16 protein-coding genes are annotated in these 24502 nt (G+C 72.8%); 9 read left to right on the top strand and 7 right to left on the bottom strand.

What is annotated here, in order from left to right:
* Window position 1 precedes the first annotated feature (1 nt).
* On the top strand, window positions 2-1051 hold the full coding sequence (locus OG618_RS17325) for a family 2 encapsulin nanocompartment cargo protein polyprenyl transferase (protein WP_329488370.1): 1050 nt from the start codon (window positions 2-4) through the stop codon (window positions 1049-1051).
* 215 nt (window positions 1052-1266) lie between these two features.
* Here OG618_RS17325 and OG618_RS17320 read toward each other — a convergent pair whose 3' ends face one another.
* Entirely contained in the window at window positions 1267-2334 is a 1068-nt protein-coding gene (locus OG618_RS17320) for an NAD-dependent epimerase/dehydratase family protein (RefSeq protein ID WP_329488369.1), read from the bottom strand.
* A 301-nt stretch (window positions 2335-2635) separates the two neighbouring features.
* Here OG618_RS17320 and OG618_RS17315 point away from each other — a divergent pair, with 301 nt between their 5' ends.
* The 3 genes from OG618_RS17315 (at window position 2636) to OG618_RS17305 (ending at window position 6201) form a co-directional block, all read left to right on the top strand.
* Window positions 2636-4021 (top strand): DUF1254 domain-containing protein, encoded by a 1386-nt coding sequence (locus OG618_RS17315; RefSeq protein WP_329488368.1) that lies wholly within the window; start codon window positions 2636-2638, stop codon window positions 4019-4021.
* A 135-nt stretch (window positions 4022-4156) separates the two neighbouring features.
* Window positions 4157-5491 carry a DUF1254 domain-containing protein gene (locus tag OG618_RS17310; protein ID WP_329488367.1) on the top strand — a complete coding sequence of 445 codons (1335 nt, stop codon included), beginning with the start codon at window positions 4157-4159 and terminating at the stop codon, window positions 5489-5491.
* Window positions 5492-5529: 38 nt separating this feature from the next.
* Window positions 5530-6201 (top strand): GAP family protein, encoded by a 672-nt coding sequence (locus tag OG618_RS17305; protein WP_329488366.1) that lies wholly within the window; start codon window positions 5530-5532, stop codon window positions 6199-6201.
* Window positions 6202-6302: 101 nt separating this feature from the next.
* Here OG618_RS17305 and OG618_RS17300 read toward each other — a convergent pair whose 3' ends face one another.
* Entirely contained in the window at window positions 6303-8369 is a 2067-nt protein-coding gene (locus tag OG618_RS17300; RefSeq protein WP_329488364.1) for a sigma-70 family RNA polymerase sigma factor, read from the bottom strand.
* Between the two features lie 169 nt (window positions 8370-8538).
* Here OG618_RS17300 and radA point away from each other — a divergent pair, with 169 nt between their 5' ends.
* Both radA and disA read left to right on the top strand, forming a co-directional pair.
* On the top strand, window positions 8539-10050 hold the full coding sequence (gene radA, locus OG618_RS17295; protein WP_329488362.1) for a DNA repair protein RadA: 1512 nt from the start codon (window positions 8539-8541) through the stop codon (window positions 10048-10050).
* A 140-nt stretch (window positions 10051-10190) separates the two neighbouring features.
* Window positions 10191-11297 carry a DNA integrity scanning diadenylate cyclase DisA gene (gene disA / locus OG618_RS17290; RefSeq protein ID WP_329488361.1) on the top strand — a complete coding sequence of 369 codons (1107 nt, stop codon included), beginning with the start codon at window positions 10191-10193 and terminating at the stop codon, window positions 11295-11297.
* Between the two features lie 187 nt (window positions 11298-11484).
* Here the strand turns inward: disA and OG618_RS17285 are convergent, their stop codons facing one another.
* Window positions 11485-12390 (bottom strand): hypothetical protein, encoded by a 906-nt coding sequence (locus tag OG618_RS17285; protein ID WP_329488360.1) that lies wholly within the window; start codon window positions 12388-12390, stop codon window positions 11485-11487.
* A gap of 237 nt (window positions 12391-12627) precedes the next feature.
* Between OG618_RS17285 and OG618_RS17280 the strand changes: the two genes are divergently transcribed.
* Window positions 12628-13575, top strand: a complete 948-nt coding sequence (locus OG618_RS17280; protein WP_329488359.1) for an A/G-specific adenine glycosylase — start codon at window positions 12628-12630, stop codon at window positions 13573-13575.
* Window positions 13576-13689: 114 nt separating this feature from the next.
* Here OG618_RS17280 and OG618_RS17275 read toward each other — a convergent pair whose 3' ends face one another.
* Window positions 13690-15297, bottom strand: coding sequence for an MDR family MFS transporter (locus OG618_RS17275; RefSeq protein WP_329488358.1), 1608 nt, complete (start codon window positions 15295-15297; stop codon window positions 13690-13692).
* 237 nt (window positions 15298-15534) lie between these two features.
* Here OG618_RS17275 and OG618_RS17270 point away from each other — a divergent pair, with 237 nt between their 5' ends.
* Window positions 15535-16161, top strand: a complete 627-nt coding sequence (locus OG618_RS17270; protein ID WP_329488357.1) for a TetR/AcrR family transcriptional regulator — start codon at window positions 15535-15537, stop codon at window positions 16159-16161.
* A gap of 81 nt (window positions 16162-16242) precedes the next feature.
* On the opposite strand, the gene OG618_RS17265 is transcribed toward OG618_RS17270, so the two are convergent.
* Window positions 16243-17175 (bottom strand): M23 family metallopeptidase, encoded by a 933-nt coding sequence (locus OG618_RS17265; RefSeq protein WP_329488356.1) that lies wholly within the window; start codon window positions 17173-17175, stop codon window positions 16243-16245.
* Window positions 17176-17549: 374 nt separating this feature from the next.
* Here OG618_RS17265 and OG618_RS17260 point away from each other — a divergent pair, with 374 nt between their 5' ends.
* Complete coding sequence (locus OG618_RS17260; RefSeq protein WP_329488355.1) at window positions 17550-18713, top strand: threonine aldolase family protein; 1164 nt, start codon at window positions 17550-17552, stop codon at window positions 18711-18713.
* 162 nt (window positions 18714-18875) lie between these two features.
* On the opposite strand, the gene OG618_RS17255 is transcribed toward OG618_RS17260, so the two are convergent.
* A complete protein-coding gene (locus OG618_RS17255) occupies window positions 18876-21230 on the bottom strand; it encodes an immune inhibitor A domain-containing protein (protein ID WP_329488354.1) in 2355 nt (784 codons plus the stop codon).
* A gap of 351 nt (window positions 21231-21581) precedes the next feature.
* Entirely contained in the window at window positions 21582-24101 is a 2520-nt protein-coding gene (locus tag OG618_RS17250; RefSeq protein ID WP_329488353.1) for an ATP-dependent Clp protease ATP-binding subunit, read from the bottom strand.
* Window positions 24102-24502: the final 401 nt, after the last annotated feature.

Below are 24502 nucleotides of genomic sequence, written 5' to 3'. Positions count from 1 at the left end.
CATGGGAAGTTTCACGTTGGAGCGGGAGCACCGGGAGGGCCACGAGGCGGAGGACGTGCTCGCCCGCACCCGTGGTCTGGTCGATCCGGTCCTGCGCGCCGCGGTCGACTCGCTGCCCGGCTCGATGCGCAAGGTGGCCGGCTACCACTTCGGCTGGTGGGAGGCCGACGGCTCACCGGCCGCCGCACCCTCCGGCAAGGCGATCAGGCCGGCCATGGTCCTGGCCGCCACCCAGGCGCTCGGCGGCACCACGGTGACCGCGACCGCGGCGGCGGCGGCCGTCGAGCTCGTCCACAACTTCACCCTGCTCCACGACGACGTCATCGACCGTGACGAGACCAGGCGCCACCGCCCCACCGCCTGGCGGGTGTTCGGCACGACCGAGGCCATCCTGGCGGGCGACGCCATGCACTCGCTGGCGCTGCGCCTCCTCGCGGAGGACACCCACCCGGCCGCGCAGGGCGCGATCCGCCGGCTCACCGACTGCGTGGTCGAACTCTGCGAGGGCCAGCAGATCGACTGCGCCTTCGAGCAGCGCAGTGACGTTTCGCTCGCCGAGTGTCTGGCGATGGCGGAGGCGAAGACGGGTGCGCTGCTCGGGGCCGCCTGCGCGATGGGCGCGCAGTACGCGGGCGCCTCGGAGGAGGCGGCGCAGGCGATGGACGGCTTCGGCCGGGAGATCGGCCTGGCATTCCAGCTCATCGACGATCTGATCGGGATCTGGGGGGATCCCGCCGTCACCGGCAAGCCGGTCGGGGCGGACTTGGTGGCACGCAAGAAGTCCCTGCCGGTGGTGGCGGCGCTGGGCTCCGACACGCCCGACGGGCGGGCGCTGGCCGAGCTGTACGCGGTCGCGCGTCCGCTCAGCCCGGAGGAATTGAGCCGTTGCGCGGCCGCGGTGGAGGGTGCGGGCGGCCGGGGCTGGGCGCAGGGGGAGTCGTGCGAGCGGATGGCCACCGCGCTCGGCCAGTTGGCGACGGCGGTGCCCGAGCCGTCCGCGGCCGACGAACTGCTGGCGCTCGCCGAGTTGGTCACCCGGCGGACGCACTGACCGGGGGCCCGTCGGCCGCGACACACGGTCCGGTCCGCGCCGCCCGGCGCGCGTGCCGGTTCCTGCCGCCCGGGCGTGCGCACTGATCGCGTCGGTCCGGTGACCACAGCCCCGGTCTCCTGGCCCGCCCGGGCCCGACGGACCCGCCTGGCTCGCCGCCTCGGTAGGGCGGCGAGCCAGACAGCGTCGGTGCGCAGGACGCGGCCCGCATCGCGCTACGCGAGGGCGGCGAGCAGGCGCTGCTCCTTGGCGGGGACCATGCCGGCCTTCTGAGCGGCACCCTTGCGGCCCTTGAGCCCGTCGGCGTCGGTGTCCTCGGCCGGGCCGCGCGCGCGGAGCCAGGCCCAGGTGTCCCGGGCGGTGTCGGCGAACGGCCGACACCGCAGGCCGGCCGCCTGCGCCCGGGCGGTGTCGGCGAGCCAGACGCCCGCCAGCTCCGGCACGTCGGGTGCCCAGAGCGGGAGTTCGCTCCAGGGCTGGACGCTGTCCGGACCTTCGGCGAGCAGCTGGCCGTCCTCGACCCAGACGAGCTCCGCCGGCGGGTGGGCGGCGCCGTCTCCGTCGACGGTCTCGCCGACCACCTCGACGCAGGTCGCCAGGAACTCCCCGAAGGTGACGTTCCCGGCCGGGGCGGTGGTGAGGTAGCGCCCGGTACGACCGGCCTCCAGCGCGGTCACGCCGAACACCGCGAAGTCGCGGACGTCGATGACCTGCATCGCCCGGGTCGGGTCACCCGGAGCCAGTACCCGGCCGCCGCGGGCCATCCGCTCCAGCCACCACGGCAGGCGGCCGCCGTTCTCGTGAGGGCCGATCAGCAGGCCGCTGTTGAGGATCAGCGTGCGGTCGGCCCCGAATCCCTCCAGCACCGCGCGTTCGCAGCCGGCCTTGAGGGGGTTGCCGGGGGGCTGGTCGGGCGGGGTGTCGGCGGGGCAGGGGTGCAGGGGCGCGGTCTCGTCCACCGCCCGGGCCGGCCAGTCGGCGAAGGCGTGCACGGAGGAGACGAAGGTGTAGTGGTCCGCGTGCGCGCGCAGCAGCCGGGCGGAGAGCGCGGCCTGGGCGGGCTGCTGCGCCGAGGTGTCGACGACGGCGTCCCACCGCCGTCCCTCGACCAGCCGGGCCAGGTCGTCGGCGGAGTCGCGCTCGCCCCGGACGGTCTCGACGCCGGGCAGGTCGCTGCCGGAGCGGCCGCGGTTGAAGGTGGTCACGTCGTGGCCCCGGTCGAGGGCCTGCGAAGCGTAGGCCCGTCCGAGGAAGGACGAACCGCCGAGCAAGAGGATCTTCATATCGCCAGCCTCTCCCGGTCGGACCCGCCACAGGCTTCCGTTCGCGGCGGGCGGACGCACCCGGAGATACCCCGGGCGCACTCCGGAGGCCTCCGGACGCACCCGGAGCTACCTCGGAGGTACCCCAGGCGTACTCCGGAAGCATCGCGAACCCACTCCGGATGTACCCCGGGGCCCGGGTGCGCGGGCGGGGCCCCTTCCGGCATCGCCGACATGCTGATCGACTGGGCCGCCCCTAGGATCCGTTTGAACCTGTATGTCCGGATAAGGGGCATGCGCCGAGGCAGGGGAGAGCGACAGCATGGGCAACCCGGCACTCGTGGATCCGGCCACCGTCCGCGCGACCGCCGCCGAGGCATGGATCTGGGGGTTCCCGCTCCTGGAGAACTACCGGACGCTCTACCCGCAGGCCGTCGACGACGCGGACCCGCGCCACATCGGCGGCTTCGGCGTCTTCCGGCACCATGCGCAGCCCCCCACCCCGGCGACCACCGACGTCGTCACGCCCGACAACGACACCCGGTACTCCTGGGCCTGGCTCGACCTCCGGGCCGAACCGTGGGTCGTCTCGGTGCCCGCCGAGGACCGCTACTACGTCCTCCCACTGCACGAACTCGACACCTCCTATGCCGGGTTCATCGGCACCCGGGCCACCGGCCGGGAGGCCGGCGACTACCTGGTGGCGGGCCCCGGCTGGCAGGGCGCGGTGCCCGAGGGCACGGCCGGTGTCATCCGCACCGCCACCGAGCTGATCGGCATCGTCGGCCGCACCCACCTCGGCGGTACCTCGCCGGAGGCGGTCGAGGAGCTGAAGGGCCTCCAGCGGCAGTACCGGCTGCGCCCGCTGCACGAGTACGCGGGCACCGCGGCACCGCCGCCCGCACCCAACCCCGTCTGGCCGGTCTGGCGGGAGGAGGTGCTGGGCACCATCGAGTTCTTCGGCTTCCTCGACTTCCTGCTCGGCTTCTGCCCCGTGCTGCCCGCCGACGCCGACCTGCGCGGCCGGCTCACCGATCTGGGCATCGACGGCCGGGGCGAGTTCGAGCCCGCCGCGCTGCCGATCGAGGTCCGCGCCGAGATCGGGCGCGGCATCGCCGACGCCCGGGCCGAACTCACCCGGGCCGCCGAACGGGCCGCAGATCGGGCCGCAGATCGGACCGGGGATCGGACCGGGGATCGGACCGGGCAAGGGGCCGGGGACACGGCCGGCCTCTCCGGCACGCGCGAGCGGCTCGGCACGGACCACCTCCGGCGGGCCGTCGGCGCCTTGCGGGACCTGTACGGGCTGCCCGTCGAGGAGGTCTGGTACGGCGCCTGGACGGCCGACAGCGACGGCAACAGCCCGCCGAACACCGGCGAGCACGACTACGTCCTGCGCTTCGGACCGGACGCGCTGCCGCCCGCTCGGTTCTTCTGGTCGGCGACCATGTACGCGCTCCCCGGGCGCCGACTGGTCGACAACCCGCTGGACCGCTACTCGATCGGCGACCGCACCCCCGGGCTGGCCCGCGACCCGGACGGCGGCCTCACCCTCTACCTCCAGCACAAGCGCCCGGCCGACGCCCAGCACTCGGCCAACTGGCTGCCCGCGCCCGACGGCCCGTTCGAGGTGGTCGTCCGGCTCTACGGACCGGACGAGCGGGCCCGCGAAGGCCGTTGGGCGCTCCCACCGCTGACGCCACGCTGAGCCCGGCACCGCCTCCAGCCCCGCGAGCGGCACCACCCACCCACGACCCGCTACCCACCCACCACCCGCCACCCACCTACGACCCACCACCGACACACCCCGACCCCGCCACCCGGACCCCGGGAAGGACTACCGATGACCCAGCCCGAGCTGGAGGCCCTGGCCGCCGACGCCTACGTCTACGGCTACCCGCTGGTCTCCGACCTCACCATGGTCGAGCGCTTCACCGCAGGCGGCCTGGGGACCCTGCCGGCGGCCCCCTTCAACGACTTCAGCCACGCGACCAGACTGGCCGGCCCGGACGACCCCTTCGTCTCCGTCAACAACGACACCGTCTACTCGATCGCCCAGCTCGACCTCTCCGAGGGTCCGCAGGTGCTGCGGGTACCGGACACCGACGGGGCCTACTACGTCCTGCAGTTCGTCGGCGCGTGGACCGACAACTTCGCCTACCTCGGCCGGCGGGCCACCGGCACCGGCGCGCAGACCTGGCTGGTCGTCCCGCCCGGCTGGCACGGGACCCCGCCGGACCGGGAACGCGTGATCGTCTCGCCGACCACCGTGGCCACCGTCGTCGGCCGCTTCGCCTGCACCGGCCCGGAGGACCTGCCGCGCGTCCGGGTCCTCCAGGAAGGGCTGACGCTCGAACCGCTGGAGCCGGGCGGGCTGGCCGCCGGGCTGCCCGAGCCGGACCCCGCGGTGCCCGAGCGGCTGGCCTTCTTCGAACGGCTGCGGATCTGGATGGCGGCCTTCCCGCCCGCCGGGCCGGACGTCGAGTACCAGCAGCGCTTCGCCCCGCTCGGCCTGCTCGACACCGGACCGTCGCCGTACCGCGCCGCCGAGCCCGAGTGGACCCTCGCCCTCCTCAAGGGCCTGGCCGCGGGCCGGGAACGGGTCGAGGCCGCCACCCGGCCGCCGGAGGACCACCCGGCCGGCGAGTGGCGCTCCGGGCTGCACCTGTTCGACTTCAACGTCGACTTCCTCGGCCCCGGCACCATCGACGACCCGGAGTGGCGCATCCCGGACCGCCGCGCCGCCTACCTCAGCCGCGCCGCCGCCGCCCGCGCCGGACTCTGGGGCAACCACGCGTACGAGGCCACCTACGCGATGACGTACGACGACGCCGACGGGCGGCCGCTGAGCGGCGCCCACAGGTACACGCTGCGCCTGGACCAGCCGCCGCCGGCCGAGGCCTTCTGGTCCGTCACCATGTACGGCCTGCCGGACTACTACCTGGTCGCGAACCCGATCGAGCGCTATTCGATCGGCGACCGGACGCCCGGCCTGGTCTACGCCGAGGACGGCTCGCTGACGCTCCGGCTGCAGCACGACCGCCCCACCGACCCGGCGGAGGAGGCGAACTGGCTGCCGACCCCGGCGGGGGAGTTCCGGCCGATCATCCGGCTCTACCAGCCGAAGCCGGCCGCCCTCGACGGCACCTACCGGGTGCCGCCGATCCGGCGGAGCTGAGCGGGTTGTCCGCACACCGGTGACCGGGAGGAGTCGGGATGGGTGACGCCGTCGGCCAGATGCTGGCCTCGGCCGTCGGCATCGCGCTCAGCCCGATGCCGCTGATCGCCGTGATCCTGATGCTGGCCACCCCGCAGGGCCGGACCAACGGGCCGGCCTTCACGGGCGGCTGGGTGGCGGCGCTGGGAGCGGTGGTCGCGGTGGTGGTGTCGGCCGGCTCCGGGCTGAGCACCGGCTCAGCCCCGCCGGCCTGGGCGTGGTGGCTGAAGCTGGCGCTGGGCGCGCTGTTCCTGCTGCTGGGGTTCGAGCAGTGGCGGGGCCGCCCGCGCGAGGGCCATGTGCACGCGCCGCCGACGTGGATGCAGGCGATCGACCGCTTCACCCCGGTCCGGGCGGCCGGCCTGGGCGCCGCCCTGGTGGTGGCCAACCCGAAGAACCTGGTGCTGGCGGTGGGCGGCGCGGTCTCGATCGCCACCAGTACGGCCTCCGGCGGCGGCAAGGCGGGCGCGGCCGCGCTGATGGTGGTGATCGGCTCGCTCTGCACGGTGGTGCCGCTGGCGGTGTCCCGGTTCGGCGGCGACCGGTCGACCCGGGTGCTGGGTGAGTGGAAGGCGTGGATGGCCGCGCACAACGCGGCCATCATGATCGTCCTCCTGGTCGTCCTCGGGGCGAAGTACCTCGGCGACGGCATCGCCGGGCTGACCGGCTGACCGGCTGACCGGCTGAGCCACGGGGCCGGGGGGCGGGTGGCGGGGCCGGGGGCAGAGCGTCCCCACCCACCCCGGCCCGTGCCTCCCGCTCCCCTCCCGGTTCAGCGCGGCGAAGCGGGCGCCGACGCGCCGCCCCTCGACGCCGGTGACGCAGACCCGCCCGGCGACGCGGCCCCGCTGGGCGTCCCCGTCCCAGTGCCTGTCCCCGTCCCCGGACCGGTCGGCGCGCCCGTGGGCGCCCCTGTCGGCGCGCCCGTCGGAGCCCCGGTCGGTGTCGCCGGGGGAGCGGTCGTCGGCGTGCCGCTCGGCGCGGCCGTCGCCGTCGGTCCGGTCGGCGCCGCCGTGGGCCCGGTCGCGGTCGGGGTACCACCGGTCGGCGGGCCCGTCGGCGTACCGCCGGTGGGCGCCGGCCCCGGATCGGTCGGGGCCGAGGTCGGCTCGCCCGGCGCCGAGGTGCTGCCGCCCCGGTGGTGCGGGCCGCCCTCCAGGGTGACCACCGCCTGCGAGGGCGGCAGGGCGATCCGGGCGGTCCAGTGCGCGTCCGGCGCGAGGTCCTCGTCGACGGTGACGATCACCGTGATCCGCTGGCCCGGTGCGAGCGTTCCGGCGTCCCGGCTGAGGCGCAGCCAGGCGGCCCCCACCTCGGCGTGCCAGCGGATCTCGGTGGCGCCGGAGTTGGTCAGGGTGAGGACGGTGCGGTTGCCGTACTCGCCGGCCTCGACGGTCAGCAGCCCGATCGGCGCGGTGGCCGGTGCCCCCGGACCACCGGCGGGGCCTGCGGCGCCCGGCGCGGTGCCCGGGCCGCCGGTGACGGCGGGGGCCGGTGCGGCGACCAGTGTCGGACTGCCGAGCGGGGTGGCGCCCCGGCCGGGGACCGGAATCGCGGGGCCCTGGATCCCCGGGAGCAACGTTTCTGCACCCCTGGCCCCGGCCAATTCCAGCCCCGCCACCGCCGGGGCCGCGCCCACGGCCCCCACCACCCCGCCGGGCAGCCCGGACTGCCCGGCCACCGCCCCCGGCCCGCCCGGCCGGTGCCCGGCGGCCCGCGCGTCGTCCTCGACCCGGACCGAGGAGACGGAGGCCGCCGCCCCGGTGCCGCCGCCACCCCGGTGGCCGGCCCAGAGCGCCACCACCGGCGCGGCCAGGACGGCGGCCAGCACCCCGGTGGTCACCACCCGGCGGCGTACCGCCCGGGCCCGGCCGCTGTCCGGCGCCCGGTGGCGCGGGAACCCGCCCTGGTCGAACCGGAGACCGGGCTCGACCACCGGGGCCGGCCCCGAGGACCTCCGCCGGGCCGCCTCCTCCGCCGCACGCGGCAGGAACACCGCCCCGTCGGCCCCTGCCCCGGTCGCCGCCGGGGCCGCCGGGGCGGACAGGACCGGCAGCCCGGACAGGCCGTCGGCGCCCTGCGTCACCTCGCCGGCCACCCGCTCGGCGGTGCCCCGACAGGTCGGGCAGTCCGCCACGTGCTGCACCAGCTCGCGGCGCAGCGCGGGGCCGAGCACCCAGTCTCGCCAGCTCTCCGCCCCGGCCCCGCCGAGCCGGTCCAGTTCGGGGCAGCTGCCGACACCGAGCACCAGCAGCGCCGCCCTGGTCCGGCCGACCTCGGCCTCGGCCGAGGCGAGCAGTGCGCGGCAGCTCTCGAAGGGGACGCCCAGGACGGCCGCCACCTCGATCGGGCTCAGCCGGTGGCGCACCGACAGTTCAAGCGCCTCGCGCTGCTCGGGGTCGGTGCCGGCCGCCTCGGGCCAGGCCAGCGAGGCCAGCTCCCGGCGCCGACGGCCCGCCTCCGCGGCCGAGGTCCCGGCGGCGTCCGACGGGCCCGTACCGCCGGTACCCGCGCCGGTCACCGCGTCGAGCAGGCCGGCGACGGCGGCGGCCCCGGCGGCGGCACCAGGACCGGCAGCGCCACCGCCGCCGAGTCCGCCCCCGTCCTCCAGGCGCCGCAGGCAGCAGTACCGGGCCAGCGAGTACAGCCAGGCCCGGACCATCCCCGGTTCGGCGAGCCGGGCCCCGTGCCGCCGCGCCAGCTCGCGCACCTCGCGCAGGGCGGCCGCGGCCGCGTCGTGCTCGCACAGCACCGAGAGGCAGTAGGTGAACAGGCCGTCCACCTGCCGGTCGTACGCCGCGAGCACGGGGTCGCGCGGCCCTTCGATACGCGTTGTCACCCGTCCGACGGTAGAGAGACCCGGGCCCCCGGCCGGGCTCTTCCCTGCTGTTGTACTTCTTTCGGGTAACAACATCGCCCATTCGTGGACCGGAGGTGCCCGCACCGTCCCGTCCCCGCGCCGCGGCCGCCGGACCCGCGTTGTCGTACCCAGGCGCTACGGTGACCGCATGGCTGCCCGCACCAAGACCACCGCCAAGCCGCGCCCGGCGTACCGCTGCACCGAGTGCGGCAACCAGCTGCCCAAATGGGTCGGCCGCTGCCCGGAGTGCAACGCCTGGGGCACGGTCGAGGAGTACGGCGCGGTGCCGATCAGGACGACGGCCGCCGGGCCGGTGAGCGCGCCCGCCCGCCCGATCGCCCAGATCGACGGCCAGGTCGCGACGGCCCGCTCCACCGGTGTGCCCGAGCTGGACCGGGTGCTCGGCGGTGGCCTCGTCCCCGGCGCCGTGGTGCTGCTGGCCGGCGAGCCCGGCGTCGGCAAGTCCACCCTGCTGCTGGACGTCGCGGCCAAGGCGGCCAGTGCCCAGCACCGCACGCTCTACGTCACCGGTGAGGAGTCGGCCGGTCAGGTCCGGCTGCGGGCGGACCGGATCAACGCGCTCTCCGAGCACCTCTACCTCGCGGCCGAGTCCGATCTCGGCGCCGTCCTCGGGCACATCGACGCGGTGAACCCGGGCCTGCTGATCCTGGACTCGGTGCAGACCATCGCCTCCGCCGAGCTGGACGGCGCGCCCGGCGGGCCGGCCCAGGTCCGCGAGGTGGCCGGTGCGCTGATCCGGGCGTCCAAGGACCGCGGCATGGCCACCCTCCTGGTCGGGCACGTCACCAAGGACGGCCAGATCGCCGGGCCCCGCCTGCTGGAGCACCTGGTGGACGTGGTGCTGAGCTTCGAGGGGGACCGCCACGCCCGGCTGCGGATCATCCGCGGGATCAAGAACCGCTACGGCGCCACCGACGAGGTCGGCTGCTTCGAGCTGCACGACGAGGGCATCGTGGGCCTGGCCGATCCCTCCGGCCTCTTCCTGACCAGGCGTGACAAGCCCGTCCCCGGGACCTGCCTGACCGTCACGCTGGAGGGTCGGCGTCCGCTGGTGGCGGAGGTGCAGGCGCTGATGGTGGATTCGCAGATCCCGTCCCCGCGCCGGACGACCTCCGGCCTGGAGTCGCCCCGGATCGCGATGATCCTGGCCGTGGTCGAGCGGCACGGCGGGGTCAAGCTCGGCAAGCAGGACATCTACACCGCGACGGTCGGCGGGGTGAAGCTGAGCGAGCCCTCGGCGGACCTCGCGATCGCGCTCGCCGTGGCCAGTTCCTCCTCGGACACCCCGCTCCCGAGCAACCTGGTGGCGATCGGCGAGGTCGGTCTGGCGGGCGAGGTACGGCGGGTGACGGGTGTGCAGCGGCGGCTGGCCGAGGCGCACCGGCTCGGCTTCACGCACGCGCTGGTCCCGCCGGACCCGGGCAAGGTGCCGGCGGGGATGACGGTCGTCGAGGTCGCGGACATCGGGGAGGCGCTGCGGGCCGTCCCGGGCCGCCGCCGGGCCGCCGCCAAGCCGCGCGGTGAGGCGCCGTCGGCGCCGCCGACCCCGCGCCGGGCCGCCGCCGCGGCGCCCGTCGCGGCCTACCCGGAGGAGCTCATGGAGGGGTGGGAGCCGGTCGACTCGGACGAACTGCGCTGACCCAAGCCCTGTTAATGCCGCACGCAGTTAGACTTTCCCCTGTCTAATTGGCAATAAGGCAGTAATAAGCGACAGAGCGACAGACCGTAGGCCGGCGCACGGCGCGAGGCGCGCGGCACGGGGTCGACCGGAGGAGTCACGTGGCAGGCAGCGACCGGGTGGACAAGTCCTCCCGCGAGGAGGCCCTGCTGCGGGCCTCCCTCACCGCCATCGCCCCCGGCACGGGGCTGCGTGACGGCCTGGAACGCGTGCTGCGGGCCAACACCGGCGGTCTGATCGTGCTCGGCTTCGACAAGACCGTCGAGTCGATCTGTACCGGCGGGTTCGTCCTGGACGTCGAGTTCACCGCGACCCGGCTCCGCGAGCTGTGCAAGCTCGACGGCGCCGTGGTGCTGGACAAGGACATCACCAAGATCGTTCGGGCCGGCGTACACCTGATGCCGGACTCCACCATCCCCACCGACGAGACAGGCACCCGCCACCGCACCGCGGAGCGGGTCAACCGGCAGACCGGGTTCCCCGTGGTCGCGGTGTCGCACTCGATGCGGCTGATCGCGATGTACGTCAACGGCACCCGCCGGGTGCTGGAGGACTCCACCACCGTCCTCTCCCGGGCGAACCAGGCGCTGGCCACGCTGGAGCGGTACAAGCTCCGGCTGGACGAGGTGGCCGGCACGCTCTCCGCCCTGGAGATCGAGGACCTGGTGACGGTCCGGGACGTCACCGCCGTCGCCCAGCGGCTGGAGATGGTCCGGCTGATCGCCACCGAGATCGCCGGCTACGTGCTGGAGCTCGGTATCGACGGCCGGCTGCTCTCCCTCCAACTGGACGAGCTGATCGCGGGCGTGGAGCCGGAGCGCGAGCTGGTCGCCCGGGACTACTTCCCGGAGCGGGCCGCGAAGAAGGGCCGGACGGTCGCCGAGGTGCTGGCCGATCTGGAGGCGCTGACCCACGCCGAGCTGCTCGATCTGCAGACGGTGGCCAAGGCGCTCGGCTACTCGGGCTCGCCGGAGTCGCTGGACTCCGCGGTCTCGCCGCGCGGCTACCGCCTGCTGGCCAAGATCCCGCGCCTGCCCAACACCGTGATAGAGCGGCTGGTCGAGCATTTCGGCGGACTGCAGAAGCTGCTCGCGGCCAGCATCGACGATCTGCAGACGGTCGAGGGCGTCGGCGAGACCAGGGCACGCTCGGTGCGCGAGGGACTGTCCCGACTTGCTGAATCGTCCATCCTGGAGCGCTACGTCTGACGACGACCAGTACGTGCGGGCGGCCCTCGGGGAACCTTCCCCGGGGGCCGCTCCGTGTCGCGGCGCCGCCCGTCGCGCCGCCCCGGCGAACCCCGTCCGGAGGCGGCCGGAAACGCCGCGAAGCCCCGGCGCGGCGTGCGCCGGGGCTTCGCGGGAGGGCGTCGGGAGAGCGGGGTGTTCGGGGCGCTCAGCTCTCCAGGCGGATCGAGGAGCGCGCCGACACCTGGCCGCCGGAGAGGCCGGTGAGGTCGGCGACCACCAGGTAGGTGCCGGCGGGCGCGGCCGCGGGATCGGCGGTGGCGCACTGCGGCTTGCTGCGACCGCGGTCCCAGGTGAAGGTCTCGGTCAGGCCGCTGTTGGCCGGGATCTGCACCCAGTTGCCGCCGCGGTCGGCCGGGCAGTCGCCGGAGGACCAGACGCGGTCGCCGTTGCTGGCCGTCACCGTGATGGCGGAGGCCGTCCGCCCGAGGTCCACCCGGCAGTTGGCGCCGGAGGAGTTGTGGACGGTCAGCGTCAGCTTCGGCTTGTCCTTGGGCTGGTAGGAGTTCTGGGCACTGGCCAGCTCCAGCGTCACCTGGGAGGAGGCGCAGACGGGCAGCGCCATCACCTCGGAGGTGTTCACCGGGGGAGTGCCGCCGCCGCTGCCGCCGGAGCCGCCGGCCGCGCCGCCGCCGGTACCGCCCGCGGCGGACCCGCCGCCGGCCGATCCGCCGGTGGCCGAGCCGCCGCCGGTGGCCGGGTTGGCCGCGCCACCGGAGCCGCCCGTGCCGCCGGTGCTGAGGCTGGCGTCGCCGCCACCGGATCCGGAGACCGCGCCGCCGCCCGGGTTGGTGCCGCCCGTCCCGCCGCTGCCGGGGCGCGAGTTGTTCGCGGGCCCGGTCGACGACGCGCCCGGGGTGATCGTCTGGACCGGGGTCTGGGAGGGAGCGGCCTGCGCGCCCTTGCCCGCCGGTCCGTCACCACCACCGCCCTGATCGGACATCAGCCAGACGAGCAGGGCGACGACCGCGGCGGCGGCGACGGCGACGACGAGACGCCGTCGCCAGTAGATCGAGGCCGGCAACGGTCCCACGGGTTGACGCAGAGAAGGCACGCCCAAACTCTACGAGACAGTGTGTGCCCTGTGACTCATCAACACCGCACACTCGTCCCTTCCTTCACATGATCCGCCATATGAGCCGTTCGGGGGAGTCCGGGTGGGGGCCTTCCGAGGCAATCCGGAACCTGCCCGTCCGCTCAGAGCCTGATCAGAGGCAGCTCCGAGGCCGCTCCGCGCCCGGGCCCGCACCCGCTTCGAGCGGCGGCGCGGACATGGGAGGATCGAAGGGCCATGGCTGCCATCACCGTCACCCCCGCCGTCCCCGCCCCCTCGTCCGCGGCGGCCGCCGTACCGGCGCTGCCGCTGCCGTTGCCGGTGCTGCACTCGACCGTCCTCGGCTGGTACGACGCCCACCAGCGCGACCTCCCCTGGCGGACCCCGGAGGCCTCGCCCTGGGCGGTGATGGTCAGCGAGTTCATGCTCCAGCAGACCCCGGTGAAGCGGGTGCTGCCGGCCTACGCGGCATGGCTGGAGCGCTGGCCGACACCGGCCGACCTGGCGGCCGACGCGCCGGGCGAGGCGGTCCGGATGTGGGGCCGGCTGGGCTACCCGCGGCGGGCGCTGCGCCTGCACGGGGCGGCGGTGGCGATCACCGAGAAGCACGGCGGCGTCGTCCCGGACGACCACGCGACGCTGCTCTCGCTGCCCGGCGTCGGGGAGTACACGGCCGCGGCGGTGGCCTCGTTCGCCTTCCGCCAGCGGCACGTGGTGCTCGACACCAACGTCCGGCGGGTGTTCGCCCGCGCGGTGACCGGGGTGGAGTACCCGGCCCAGGCCACCACGGCGGCCGAGCGGCGGACGGCGACGGCGCTGCTGCCCGACGACGCCGACACGGCGGCGACCTGGGCGGTCGGCGTGATGGAGCTGGGGGCCCTGGTCTGCACGGCGCGCGCACCGGAGTGCGGCGGCTGTCCGCTGTTCAGCCACTGTGCGTGGCAGCGGGCCGGCCGCCCGCCGTACGAGGGCCCGGCCCGGCGCGGCCAGACCTACGAGGGAACGGACCGGCAGGTGCGCGGGAAGCTCCTCGCGGTGCTGCGGGACGCGCACGGCACGGTCGGGCAGGCACGGCTGGACGCGGTCTGGCCGGACGCGGTGCAGCGGGCCCGGGCGCTGGACGGACTGGTCGCCGACGGCCTGGTCGAGCCGGTCGAGCAGGGGGTCTACCGCCTGCCGCAGTAGCACGGGGGCGGCCCGTGGCGGCCCTTGGCGGCCTGCGGGACGGCGGACCGGAACCACCCGCGCCCGGAGACGCGAAAGCCCCCCTCCCAGGGCGGGAGGGGGGCTCTCCGGGCGTCAGATCGCGACGGCCTCGATGTTGGGCTCGGTGCCCTTGGCGTCGTCCTTCGCCGGCGAGCCAGCGCCGCGCAGCGGCACCTCGCGCAGGAACACCGCCGCGGCGATCGAGATCACCGCGGCCGCGGCGCCCCAGAGGAAGACGGTGTGCATGCCGTTGGCCACGGCGTGGTGGTACGCGTCCTGGACCGGGGCGGGCAGCGCCCGCAGCGCGGCCGGGCTCAGGGAGCTCGGGTCGCCCTTGCCACCGCCGTTGGCGGCCGCGTCGCCGAGCCGCTCCTTCATGGTCTCGGTCACCCGGTTGTTGAACAGGGCCCCGAACAGCGCCACACCGAAGGAACCGCCGATGGTGCGGAACAGCGTGGCGGTGGAGCTGGCCACGCCCATGTCCTTGAGCTCCACGCTGTTCTGCGCGACCAGCATGGTGATCTGCATCAGGAAGCCCATGCCGGCGCCGAGCACCACCATGTAGCAGGCCGAGGCGAAGCTGCTGGTGTCGGTGGAGAGCATGGACAGCAGCAGCATGCCGCCGGTCATCACGATGGTGCCGATGATCGGGTAGATCCGGTACTTGCCGGTCTTGGTGACCGCCTGGCCGACCACCAGCGAGACGACCAGCATGCCGAACATCATCGGCATCAGCAGCAGGCCGGAGTTGGTCGCCGAGGCGCCCTGAACGGTCTGCTGGTAGAGCGGCAGGAAGACGGTCGAGCCGAACATCACGAAGCCGACGATGAAGCCGATCAGCGAGACCAGGGTGAAGTTCAGGTTCTTGAACAGGTCGAGCGGGAGCATCGGCTCCTCGACCCGCTGCTCGACGTAGCAGAAGGCGATCAGCGTGGCGGCGGCGAGCGCGCCCAGGCCCAGGATCTGCTTGGAGCCCCAGGCGTACTCCTGGCCGCCCCAGGTGGTGATCAGGGTGAGCGCGGTGATGCCGGTGGTGAGCAGGAGCGCGCCCACGTAGTCGATGCGGGCCTTGCTGCGGACCTTCGGCAGCTTCAGGGTGACCACGACGACGGCGAGCGCGATCACGCCGAGCGGCAGGTTGATGTAGAAGGTCCAGTGCCAGCTCAGGTGGTCGGTGATGAAGCCGCCGACCAGGGGGCCGCCGATGGTGGCGAGCGCCATCACCGCGGCGAACATGCCCTGGTACTTGCCGCGGTCACGCGGCGGGACCAGCGCGCCCATGATCGACATCACGCCGACCATCAGACCGCCGGCGCCCAGGCCCTGGAGGGCGCGGAAGCCGATCAGCTCGTTCATGTTCTGCGAGAGGCCGGACAGCGCCGAACCCACGAGGAAGATCACGATCGAGGTGAGGAAGATGCCCTTGCGGCCGTAGAGGTCGCCGAGCTTGCCCCAGATCGGGGTGGAGGCGGCGGTGGCCAGGGTGTAGGCGGTCACCACCCAGGACAGGTGCTCGGCGCCGCCGAGGTCGCCGACGATCGTCGGCATCGCGGTGCCGACGATCAGGTTGTCGAGCATGGCCAGCAGCATGGTGACCACCAGGCCGATCATGACCAGGCGGATCTCCCGGGGGGAGCGCGACTGCTGCTCCTCGGGCGTCGTCGTTTCCGGTGCCGGGGTGGCGGCCTTGGGTTGTGACATGGGGTGGTGTCTCCCGGACTGGAGGCGGACGACCGATCTGGCCTGCGGAAGGCTTACTTACTTGTCGCCCGGCTAGTTTGTGGACCGTCGGCACGGTAAGTTGTGCACTAGCCGGTCGTCAAGCCAGTTTCCAGGTCGACCACCGGAACGGGGAGAATGAGTTCGGACGGGCAGGTGTCGACCGGCGCCGGCCGGACGCAGCCACAGCAGTCACCGACGCAGTCAACGAGGCAGGCCATGGGTACGACGCACAGCCCCCGCAGCGACACCCGGGCCCGTATCGTCGCGGTCGCACTGGAGCTCTTCTCCGAACAGGGGTACGAGCAGACCTCGCTCCGCGAGATCGCCGACCGCCTGGGCGTCACCAAGGCCGCGCTCTACTACCACTTCAAGACCAAGGACGACATCGTCCACGGCATCGTGCAGAGCATGGCCGCGCCGATCGACGACACCATCGCCTGGGGCCGCGAGCAGGAGTGGACGCCCGCGCTGCGCGACGAGCTGATCCGCCGGTTCGCGGCGGGCATGTCGGAGCGGGCCCCGCTGCTGCGCTTCTTCCACGAGAACCAGCCCGCGCTGCGCGACTCGCCCGCCGGGGTGGAGTTCAAGGACCGCATGATCGCGATGGTCCGGCTGGTGCACGGCCCGGAGGCCACCTTCGAGGACCGGCTGCGCGCCGCGATGTCGCTGTTCACCATCAACTCGGCCCTGTTCCTGATCAAGCAGGACGCCGCCGAGTGCCAGGAGCCCGGGCACGCTCCGGAGCACGCCGTACCGGTGGCCACCGTGGAGGAGGCGATGGCGGCCGCGCAGCGGGTCGCGCTGGAGATCGGCGCCCTGATCAGCCCCCCGGTCCGGGTCTGAGCGGCCCGGCGCCCGCCCACGAACGCCCGAGGGGCGGACCGGTCGCGTGGACCGGTCCGCCCCTCGTCGTGTGCCGCGGCCTCAGAAGCCGGTGACCCCGTGCCCGGAGAGGTAGGCGATCGGGTTGACCACCGCGCCGTAGTGGTTGCTGGAGCGGATCTCGAAGTGCAGGTGGGGCCCGGTCGAGTTGCCGGTGTTCCCGGAGCGGCCGATCTGCTCGGCGGCCGACACCCGGTCGCCCGCCGACACCGAGATCGACGACATGTGCGCGTACTGCGCGTACCGCCCGTCGGCCAGCCGCAGCACGACCTCCTTGCCGTAGGCGCCGTCCCAGCCGGCCGACACGACGGTGGCGTTGCCGACCGCCAGCAGGGCGGTGCCCGGGGACACCGCGAAGTCCACGCCGGTGTGGTAGCCGGCCGCGTACTCGGGGTTGGCCACGCCGTACGGGTTGCTGGTCGGCGCGCCCGGCACCGGCGCGGACCACTCGGGCGCGGGGGCCGGAGCGGGTGCGGGTGCGGGGGCCGGAGCCGGAGCGGGAGCCGGGGCGGGCTCGGCGGCCGGAGCCTGGTCGGCGGACGGCGCGGCCGGGGCGGGCGGCTCCGGGGGCAGCAGGTTGGCGGCGACCGCCACGTACTCCTGCGCCGAGCCGTGCTCGTGCGGCAGCTTGTAGGCGCTCGGGCCGGCGACCTGCACCGGCGTGGGGGCGGGCACCGCGGCGGGCGAGGAGGTGAAGGCGGAGCTGCCGGGGGTGGTGGGTATGACCGTCTGCGCCGAGGCGCTGCCGGGGGCGGCGACCAGCAGGGCGCCGGACAGTATCACCGCGCTCGCGCCGATCGCGGTGACGGTGCGGTGCCGGTCGGCCCGCAGCGGGCCCCCGGGGAGCACGTGGCGGGGCGCGGTGAGCGTGCGCAGCGGGGCGGCGTGGGTGCGGACGGCCTGGCCGAGCCGGGGCTGCCAGGCGGCCGCCCGGTTCGCCGCGTCGGCGGCGAGGCGGCGCAGGGCCGGCCCCATGGGCGGGACGGAAGACATCGGTAGCTCGACCTCACGGACGTACGGGGGCAGCGCAACGAGCCCGTTCGGGCGTGCTGAGCAGGGACCACTCAGGTGTAACCGTCACCGAGCGGACTCCCAAACGGTGTGACGTACTACGGCGTGTAGTCACCGTCCGGCCGGAGATTCAAGCCGACGGAGTAACGATCATGTGATCCGACAGTAGGGTCACGGCCCGCGTCTCCGGGGCCCCGCCGCGTCGCGCTACTACCGCCGCTCGTACCACGGGGGGTGCTTGTGACCAGTGCCACCCGGCACCGGGCTCCGGCCGGGCCCGCGGCGCCCGTCGTGTCCGCACCGCTGACCCCGCGCCGTCCCTGCGGGACCATCGACGCATGTATCCCAACAGGAGCGAAGAGACCGAAGCCGACCGCGGGCCCGGCGTCCAGGAGCGCCGGTACACCGCGCTGCGCGGCTGCGAGCGGCTGCTCTCCGGCACCCGGCCGCGAAGCCTGCGCGAGCGGCTCGCCGCCCTGGCCGAGGAGGGCGAGGGCGCCTACGACCTGGACCGGCGGCCGGACATGTACGGCGACGGCGTGGTGCGGGCCCTGGAGAACCGGGTCGCCGAGCTGCTCGGCACCGAGGACGCCGCGTTCTTCCCCACCGGCACGATGGCCCAGCAGGTCGCGCTGCGGATCCACGCCGAGGCCGCCGCGCTGCCGACCGTGGCGACCCACCCGCTCGGGCACACCGAACTGCACGAGCGGCACGCGCTGGGGCGGCTCAGCGGTCTGCGCAGCGTCTGGCCCACGGTCGCGCCGCGGCTCCCCACCGTGGCTGAGCTGCGGGCCTTCGACGAGCCGTACGCGGCGATGATCCTGGAGCTGCCGCTGCGCGAGGCCGGGTTCGTCCTGCCGTCCTGGGCGGACCTGCTGGCCGTGGCCGCGGTGGTCCGGGAGGAGCACGGCGCCGCGCTGCACCTGGACGGGGCCCGGATCTGGGAGTCGGTGGTGCACTTCGACCGCCCGCTGCCGGAGATCGCCGCCCAGGCCGACTCGGTCTACGTCTCCTTCTACAAGACGCTCGGCGGGATCAGCGGCGCCGCGCTGGCCGGCCGGGCCCGCTTCGTGCGGACCGCCAAGGCCTGGCGGCACCGCTACGGCGGCCAGCTGTTCCAGCAGTGGCCGGCGGCGCTCGCCGCGCTGGCCGGCCTGGACCGCGAACTGCCGCGCCTGGGGCAGTACGTCGCGCACGCCGGGACGGTCGCGGCGGCGCTCGTCGAGGGGTTCGCGGGCGTTCCGGGCGCCCGGGTCCACCCGGCCCCGCCGCACACCCATCAGTTCCAGCTCTGGCTTCCCTACCCCCCGCAGGAGCTGGACCTCGCGGGACTCCGGCTGGCGGAGGAGTCGGGGACGGCCCTGTTCGGCGGCTGGCGCGAGCAGGGCCTGCCGGGGCTGTCGATGACGGAGGTCACGGTGGCCGCGGACGCGCTGGAGTGGACCGGGAAGGACGTCACCGAGGCGGTGGACGCCTTCCTCGCCCTGCTGCCGGACCGGTAGGTCCGACCGGAAGTGCCTCGCGGACCCCGCCGGACGTGCGGACTCCGGCGGCCGCGCGGACCTCTCGCGGACAAGCGTCCGGCCCGCCCCCGCAGCTGCGGGGACGGGCCGGACTGGTGAATCAGTGCCTGGTCAGAGGCTGATCGTCACTGCTCGTTTCGATCAGTTGTCGACCGGGCGGACGCGGATCCAGGTCTCGAGGTAGTTCGAGGACTCGTTCTCGACCTCGATGCTGGTGCCGGTCTTCGGGACGATGACGCTGCTGTACGGGTTGTCCTTCGACCAGTACGACTTGAGGTCGCTGAACTCGTCGACGCCCTTGGCCTTCGGGACGACCGTCTCGACGCCGCTCTTGTGCAGGGTCAGGCTGTCGACCTTGCGCGAGCCGAAGGTCGAGTCGTAGCCCTGGATGCGCGGGCGCATCAGGGTGCCGTCGGTCCACTTGATCGGGGTCGGGTGCGAGTCGACCGGGAGGATCAGGCCGGAACCCGGGTGGTTGGTGACGTTGTTGTCGCTCTGGGAGGTGTCCCACAGCCAGATCAGCAGACCGGCCTGGTAGGGGTAGTGCTCCACCCAGTTCGGCTTGGTGTTGGAGAAGCCGAAGTTGTACGGGCCGGTCTTCAGGGTCCGGTCGTACGAGATGTGCTGGCGGTTCTCGGCGATGTAGTACTGCGCGTAGTCGTTCGAGAACTTGCCGGTGATGCGGGAGAAGCCGTTGGCCGTCCAGCCGTTGTCGCCGTTCTCGGCACCGTCGGTGAAGACGGTGGCGCCGTTGGCGGCGATGGCGATGTCGTCCAGGGCCAGGCCCTTGAGGTGCAGACCGCCGTCGGTGGTGTAGTGGAAGCGGACCTTGACGGCCTTACCCGCGTAGGCGTCGAGCGAGAACGACAGGTCGCCCCACTTGTTGCCCGAGTTGCCGGTCAGGCCGGCCTTGTCGGCGGCGTTCTTCGGGATCGCGACCCCGTTGAAGGTGCCGTTCAGGGCGGTCCAGTTGGCGCCACCGTCGGTGGAGACCTCGGCGTAGCCGTAGTCGAAGTCCTGCTCGATGTCGTACCAGGCCTTGGCCGTCAGCGCGGCGCTGGTCTTGCCGGTCAGGTCGACGTCACGGGCCAGCGACACGTTGAGGTCGTCGGCGCTGCCGCTCCACCACTCGTTGGCACCCGCGAACGGGGTGTTGATCTCGGTGGTGACGGTCTTCTTCGGCAGGTCGACGACCAGGGCCTGCGGCAGGTTCGAGTTGTACTCGACCGGGCCGATGTGGTGAGTCGTCTCGGTGCCGGCCTTGGCCTTGTCGTACTTCAGCCAGCCGAGCTGGAGCTTGCTCCAGGCGTCGAGGTCGTTCGGCATGTCGCCGATCGAGTTCTTGCCCTCGCCGAGCCAGGAGCCGGAGGACATCAGCGACCAGAAGCCGACCGAGTTGTCGATCCCGCTGCCCGAGGTGTCGTACAGGTCCGGCAGGCCGAGGTCGTGGCCGTACTCGTGGGCGAAGACACCGAGGCCGCCGTTCTCCGGCTGCATGGTGTAGTCACCGATCCAGATGCCGGTGGAGCCGACCGGGGTGCCGCCGAGCAGGTTGTTGGCGGGGCCGGTGGAGCCGGCCTGGGTGCCGTAGACGTACGAGCGGTGGGCCCACAGCGCGTTGTCGCCCTGCTTGCCGCCGCCCGCCGACTGGTCCTCACCGGCGTGCACGATCTGGAAGTGGTCGATGTAACCGTCGGGCTCGTTGAAGTTGCCGTCGTGGTCGAAGTCGTACCGGTCCCACTGGTCGTACTGCGCGATGGTGGCCTTGATCTGAGCGTCCGTCTGGCCCTTGGCCTTCTGGTCGGCGACCCAGGCGTTGATGCCGTCGCGGATCAGGTCCTGCGCGTTGTTGCAGACGTGCTGGCCGCAGTAGTCCGAGCCGTAACGGGCCTCGTTCCACGGGACCTTCACCCAGTCGGTGACCTGGCCGTCGACGGAGTAGCGGCCCGAGGACTGCTTCTCGTAGAAGGTCTTCAGCGAGTCCTGGGTCTTGCTGAAGTACATGTCCTGGTAGTGCTGCTGGTTGTAGTCAGCCTGCCAGAGCGTCGAGTTGTTGGTCGCCGCGTCGGGCTTCTCGATCTGGTTGTGCTGCGGACCGGGGTCCCCACCGAACTTGATCTTGCCGTCCGGGGTCTTCGTGGTGTTGTCCACCTGGTCGCTGAAGTCGACCAGGATGGTGAAGATCTTGTCCGTGCGCTCGCGGGCGAGCTCGACGTACTTGTCCTTGCCCAGCTTGATGCTGGAGCTACCGCCGTGCTCCTCGACCTTCGCGGTGCCGGCGAGCAGCTGCTCGGTGGCGGCCTTCTGCTCGGCCTCGACCTTCTCGGTCAGCGGGCCCGGCAGGTTGTGGTCCGTCTTGACCGACTGAACGGCGTCAGCGGGGTCCTTCGGCGTGGGCGCCGAGCCGGCCGCGAGGGCCGTGCTCGGGAACAGACCCGCGCCCAGAGCGGCTATGACCGCCCCGGCCGTGGCGGCCGCGGCGGCTTTCCTGGTCATCTTCAACGTTGTGACGTCCTCCCCAAACCGGTCCGGCTCTTGGCCTTCCGGTAAACCAATGAAAGACAGGTGGACGACATTTGATCCAAGCGTGGACGGAAAAGATAGACCTTGACCGTTACATGGCCACACCGCTATGCTCCGCGACTCGCTATCAACTGACGATCCGTCAACAACATTGGCATTAAAGATGCCTGCTTACTGGGTCGCACTCGCACCACCGCCCGCCCAGGCCTCCCACCTGCGAGCCCGTGGGGTGGATCACAGTTTTCGTAACGGCACGTAAACGGACTGAGCCCCCGGCGCGAACGCCGGGGGCTCAGACGGTGTGCTGTTATCTGTTAACTGTTACTACTTCGTCAGGTCCGGACCGGACGAGGCAACGGCCGCCGGAGTGTCCGCGACCGCGGACTTCTCCTCGCCGCGGAAGGTGAACTTCGCTTCCTTGCCCTCGCCCTCGACACCGACGACCACGATGTGACCGGCTCGCAGCTCGCCGAAGAGGATCTTCTCGGAGAGGTGGTCCTCGATCTCGCGCTGGATGGTGCGGCGCAGCGGACGGGCACCGAGCAGCGGGTCGTAGCCGCGCTTGGCGAGCAGCTTCTTGGCCTCGATGCTGAGCTCCAGGCCCATGTCGCGGTCCCGCAGCCGGCCGTCCACCTTGTCGATCATCAGGTCGACGATCTGGATGATGTCTTCCTCGGACAGCTGGTGGAAGACCACGATGTCGTCGACGCGGTTCAGGAACTCGGGGCGGAAGTGCTGCTTGAGCTCCTCGCCGACCTTCGCCTTCATCCGCTCGTACCCGGTGGTGGAGTCGCCCGTGGCCGCGAAGCCCAGGTTGAACCCCTTGGAGATGTCCCGGGTGCCGAGGTTGGTCGTCATGATGATGACGGTGTTCTTGAAGTCGACCACGCGGCCCTGGGAGTCGGTCAGGCGACCGTCCTCCAGGATCTGCAGCAGCGAGTTGAAGATGTCCGGGTGGGCCTTCTCGACCTCGTCGAAGAGGACGACGGAGAACGGCTTGCGGCGGACCTTCTCGGTCAGCTGGCCGCCCTCCTCGTAGCCCACGTAGCCGGGGGGCGAACCGAAGAGCCGGGAGACGGTGTGCTTCTCCGAGAACTCGGACATGTCGAGCGAGATCAGCGCGTCCTCGTCGCCGAAGAGGAACTCGGCGAGCGTCTTGGACAGCTCGGTCTTACCGACACCGGACGGGCCGGCGAAGATGAACGAGCCGCCGGGGCGCTTCGGGTCCTTGAGGCCCGCACGGGTGCGCCGGATGGCCTGGGAGAGCGCCTTGATGGCGTCCTTCTGGCCGATGACGCGCTTGTGCAGCTCGTCCTCCATGCGCAGCAGCCGGGAGGACTCCTCCTCGGTCAGCTTGAAGACCGGGATGCCGGTGGCGGTGGCCAGGACCTCGGCGATGAGCTCCTCGTCCACCTCCGCGACGACGTCCATGTCGCCGGCCTTCCACTCCTTCTCACGCTTGGCCTTGGCCTGCAGGAGCTGCTTCTCGTCGTCGCGCAGGGACGCGGCCTTCTCGAAGTCCTGCGCGTCGATCGCGCTCTCCTTCTCGCGGCGCACGTCGGCGATCTTCTCGTCGAACTCGCGCAGGTCCGGCGGCGCGGTCATCCGGCGGATGCGCATCCGGGAGCCGGCCTCGTCGATGAGGTCGATCGCCTTGTCCGGCAGGAAGCGGTCCGAGATGTAGCGGTCGGCCAGGGTGGCGGCGGCGACCAGGGCGGCGTCCGTGATGGAGACCCGGTGGTGGGCCTCGTAGCGGTCGCGCAGGCCCTTGAGGATCTCGATGGTGTGCGGCAGCGACGGCTCGGCGACCTGGATCGGCTGGAAGCGGCGCTCCAGCGCGGCGTCCTTCTCCAGGTGCTTGCGGTACTCGTCGAGCGTGGTGGCACCGATGGTCTGCAGCTCGCCACGGGCCAGCATCGGCTTGAGGATGCTGGCGGCGTCGATGGCGCCCTCGGCGGCGCCCGCGCCGACCAGGGTGTGCAGCTCGTCGATGAACAGGATGATGTCGCCGCGGGTGCGGATCTCCTTGAGGACCTTCTTCAGGCGCTCCTCGAAGTCACCGCGGTAGCGCGAGCCGGCCACCAGGGCGCCCAGGTCCAGCGTGTAGAGCTGCTTGTCCTTGAGCGTCTCCGGGACCTCGCCCTTGACGATCGCCTGGGCCAGGCCCTCGACCACGGCCGTCTTGCCGACGCCGGGCTCACCGATCAGCACGGGGTTGTTCTTGGTGCGGCGGGACAGCACCTGCATGACCCGCTCGATCTCCTTCTCGCGCCCGATCACCGGGTCGAGCTTGGCCTCGCGGGCGGCCTGGGTCAGGTTGCGGCCGAACTGGTCGAGGACCAGCGAGGTCGACGGGGTGCCCTCGGCGGGCCCGCCGGCCGTGGCCGACTCCTTGCCGCCGCCGGTCTGGTACCCGGAGAGCAGCTGGATGACCTGCTGGCGCACCCGGTTGAGGTCGGCGCCGAGCTTCACCAGGACCTGGGCGGCGACGCCCTCGCCCTCGCGGATCAGGCCGAGCAGGATGTGCTCGGTGCCGATGTAGTTGTGGCCGAGCTGCAGGGCCTCCCGGAGCGACAGCTCCAGGACCTTCTTCGCCCGGGGGGTGAAGGGAATGTGACCGGACGGGGCCTGCTGGCCCTGGCCGATGATCTCCTCGACCTGCTGGCGAACGGCCTCAAGAGAAATCCCGAGGCTCTCCAGGGCCTTAGCGGCGACACCCTCACCCTCGTGGATCAGACCCAGGAGGATGTGCTCGGTGCCGATGTAGTTGTGGTTGAGCATCCGGGCTTCTTCCTGAGCCAGGACGACAACCCGCCGCGCGCGGTCGGTGAACCTCTCGAACATCGTTTATCGCTCCTCAGAGCGGTCGGGCAGTTCGGGGTCGGTCCCCGCCCTGTCCTTCCGCATGCTAGTCCCGCTCAGCGGCGCGGCCCACGGATTCACTCCCCGGTACGGGAGCGAGATGCTGCGCGACCAGCCGACACCAATCCCAACCTGATGCTGGGAGACGGTGTTCCCACAGGTGGGCCGGATGCACCAGATACCGCTACGCCATCGGCGAACAACACCGGCCCCGGCGGATCCGGAGGGTCTCCGGCGGGTCGCACGTACTGCCCCGGACGGTGCGCGGGGCGCCGTCCACCTGCATTCATACCCGGTATCGGGATGGTTCTCGCGCAGTTTCCGCGGTGGCGGTGTTCGCCTGGCGAGAAGTCGGCCGGCGGTGACGGTGGGTCAGCTCCGGC

It is taken from the genome of Kitasatospora sp. NBC_01246 (assembly GCF_036226505.1).
Lineage (GTDB): Bacteria > Actinomycetota > Actinomycetes > Streptomycetales > Streptomycetaceae > Kitasatospora.
This window is presented reverse-complemented; position numbering and strand designations above follow the sequence as displayed.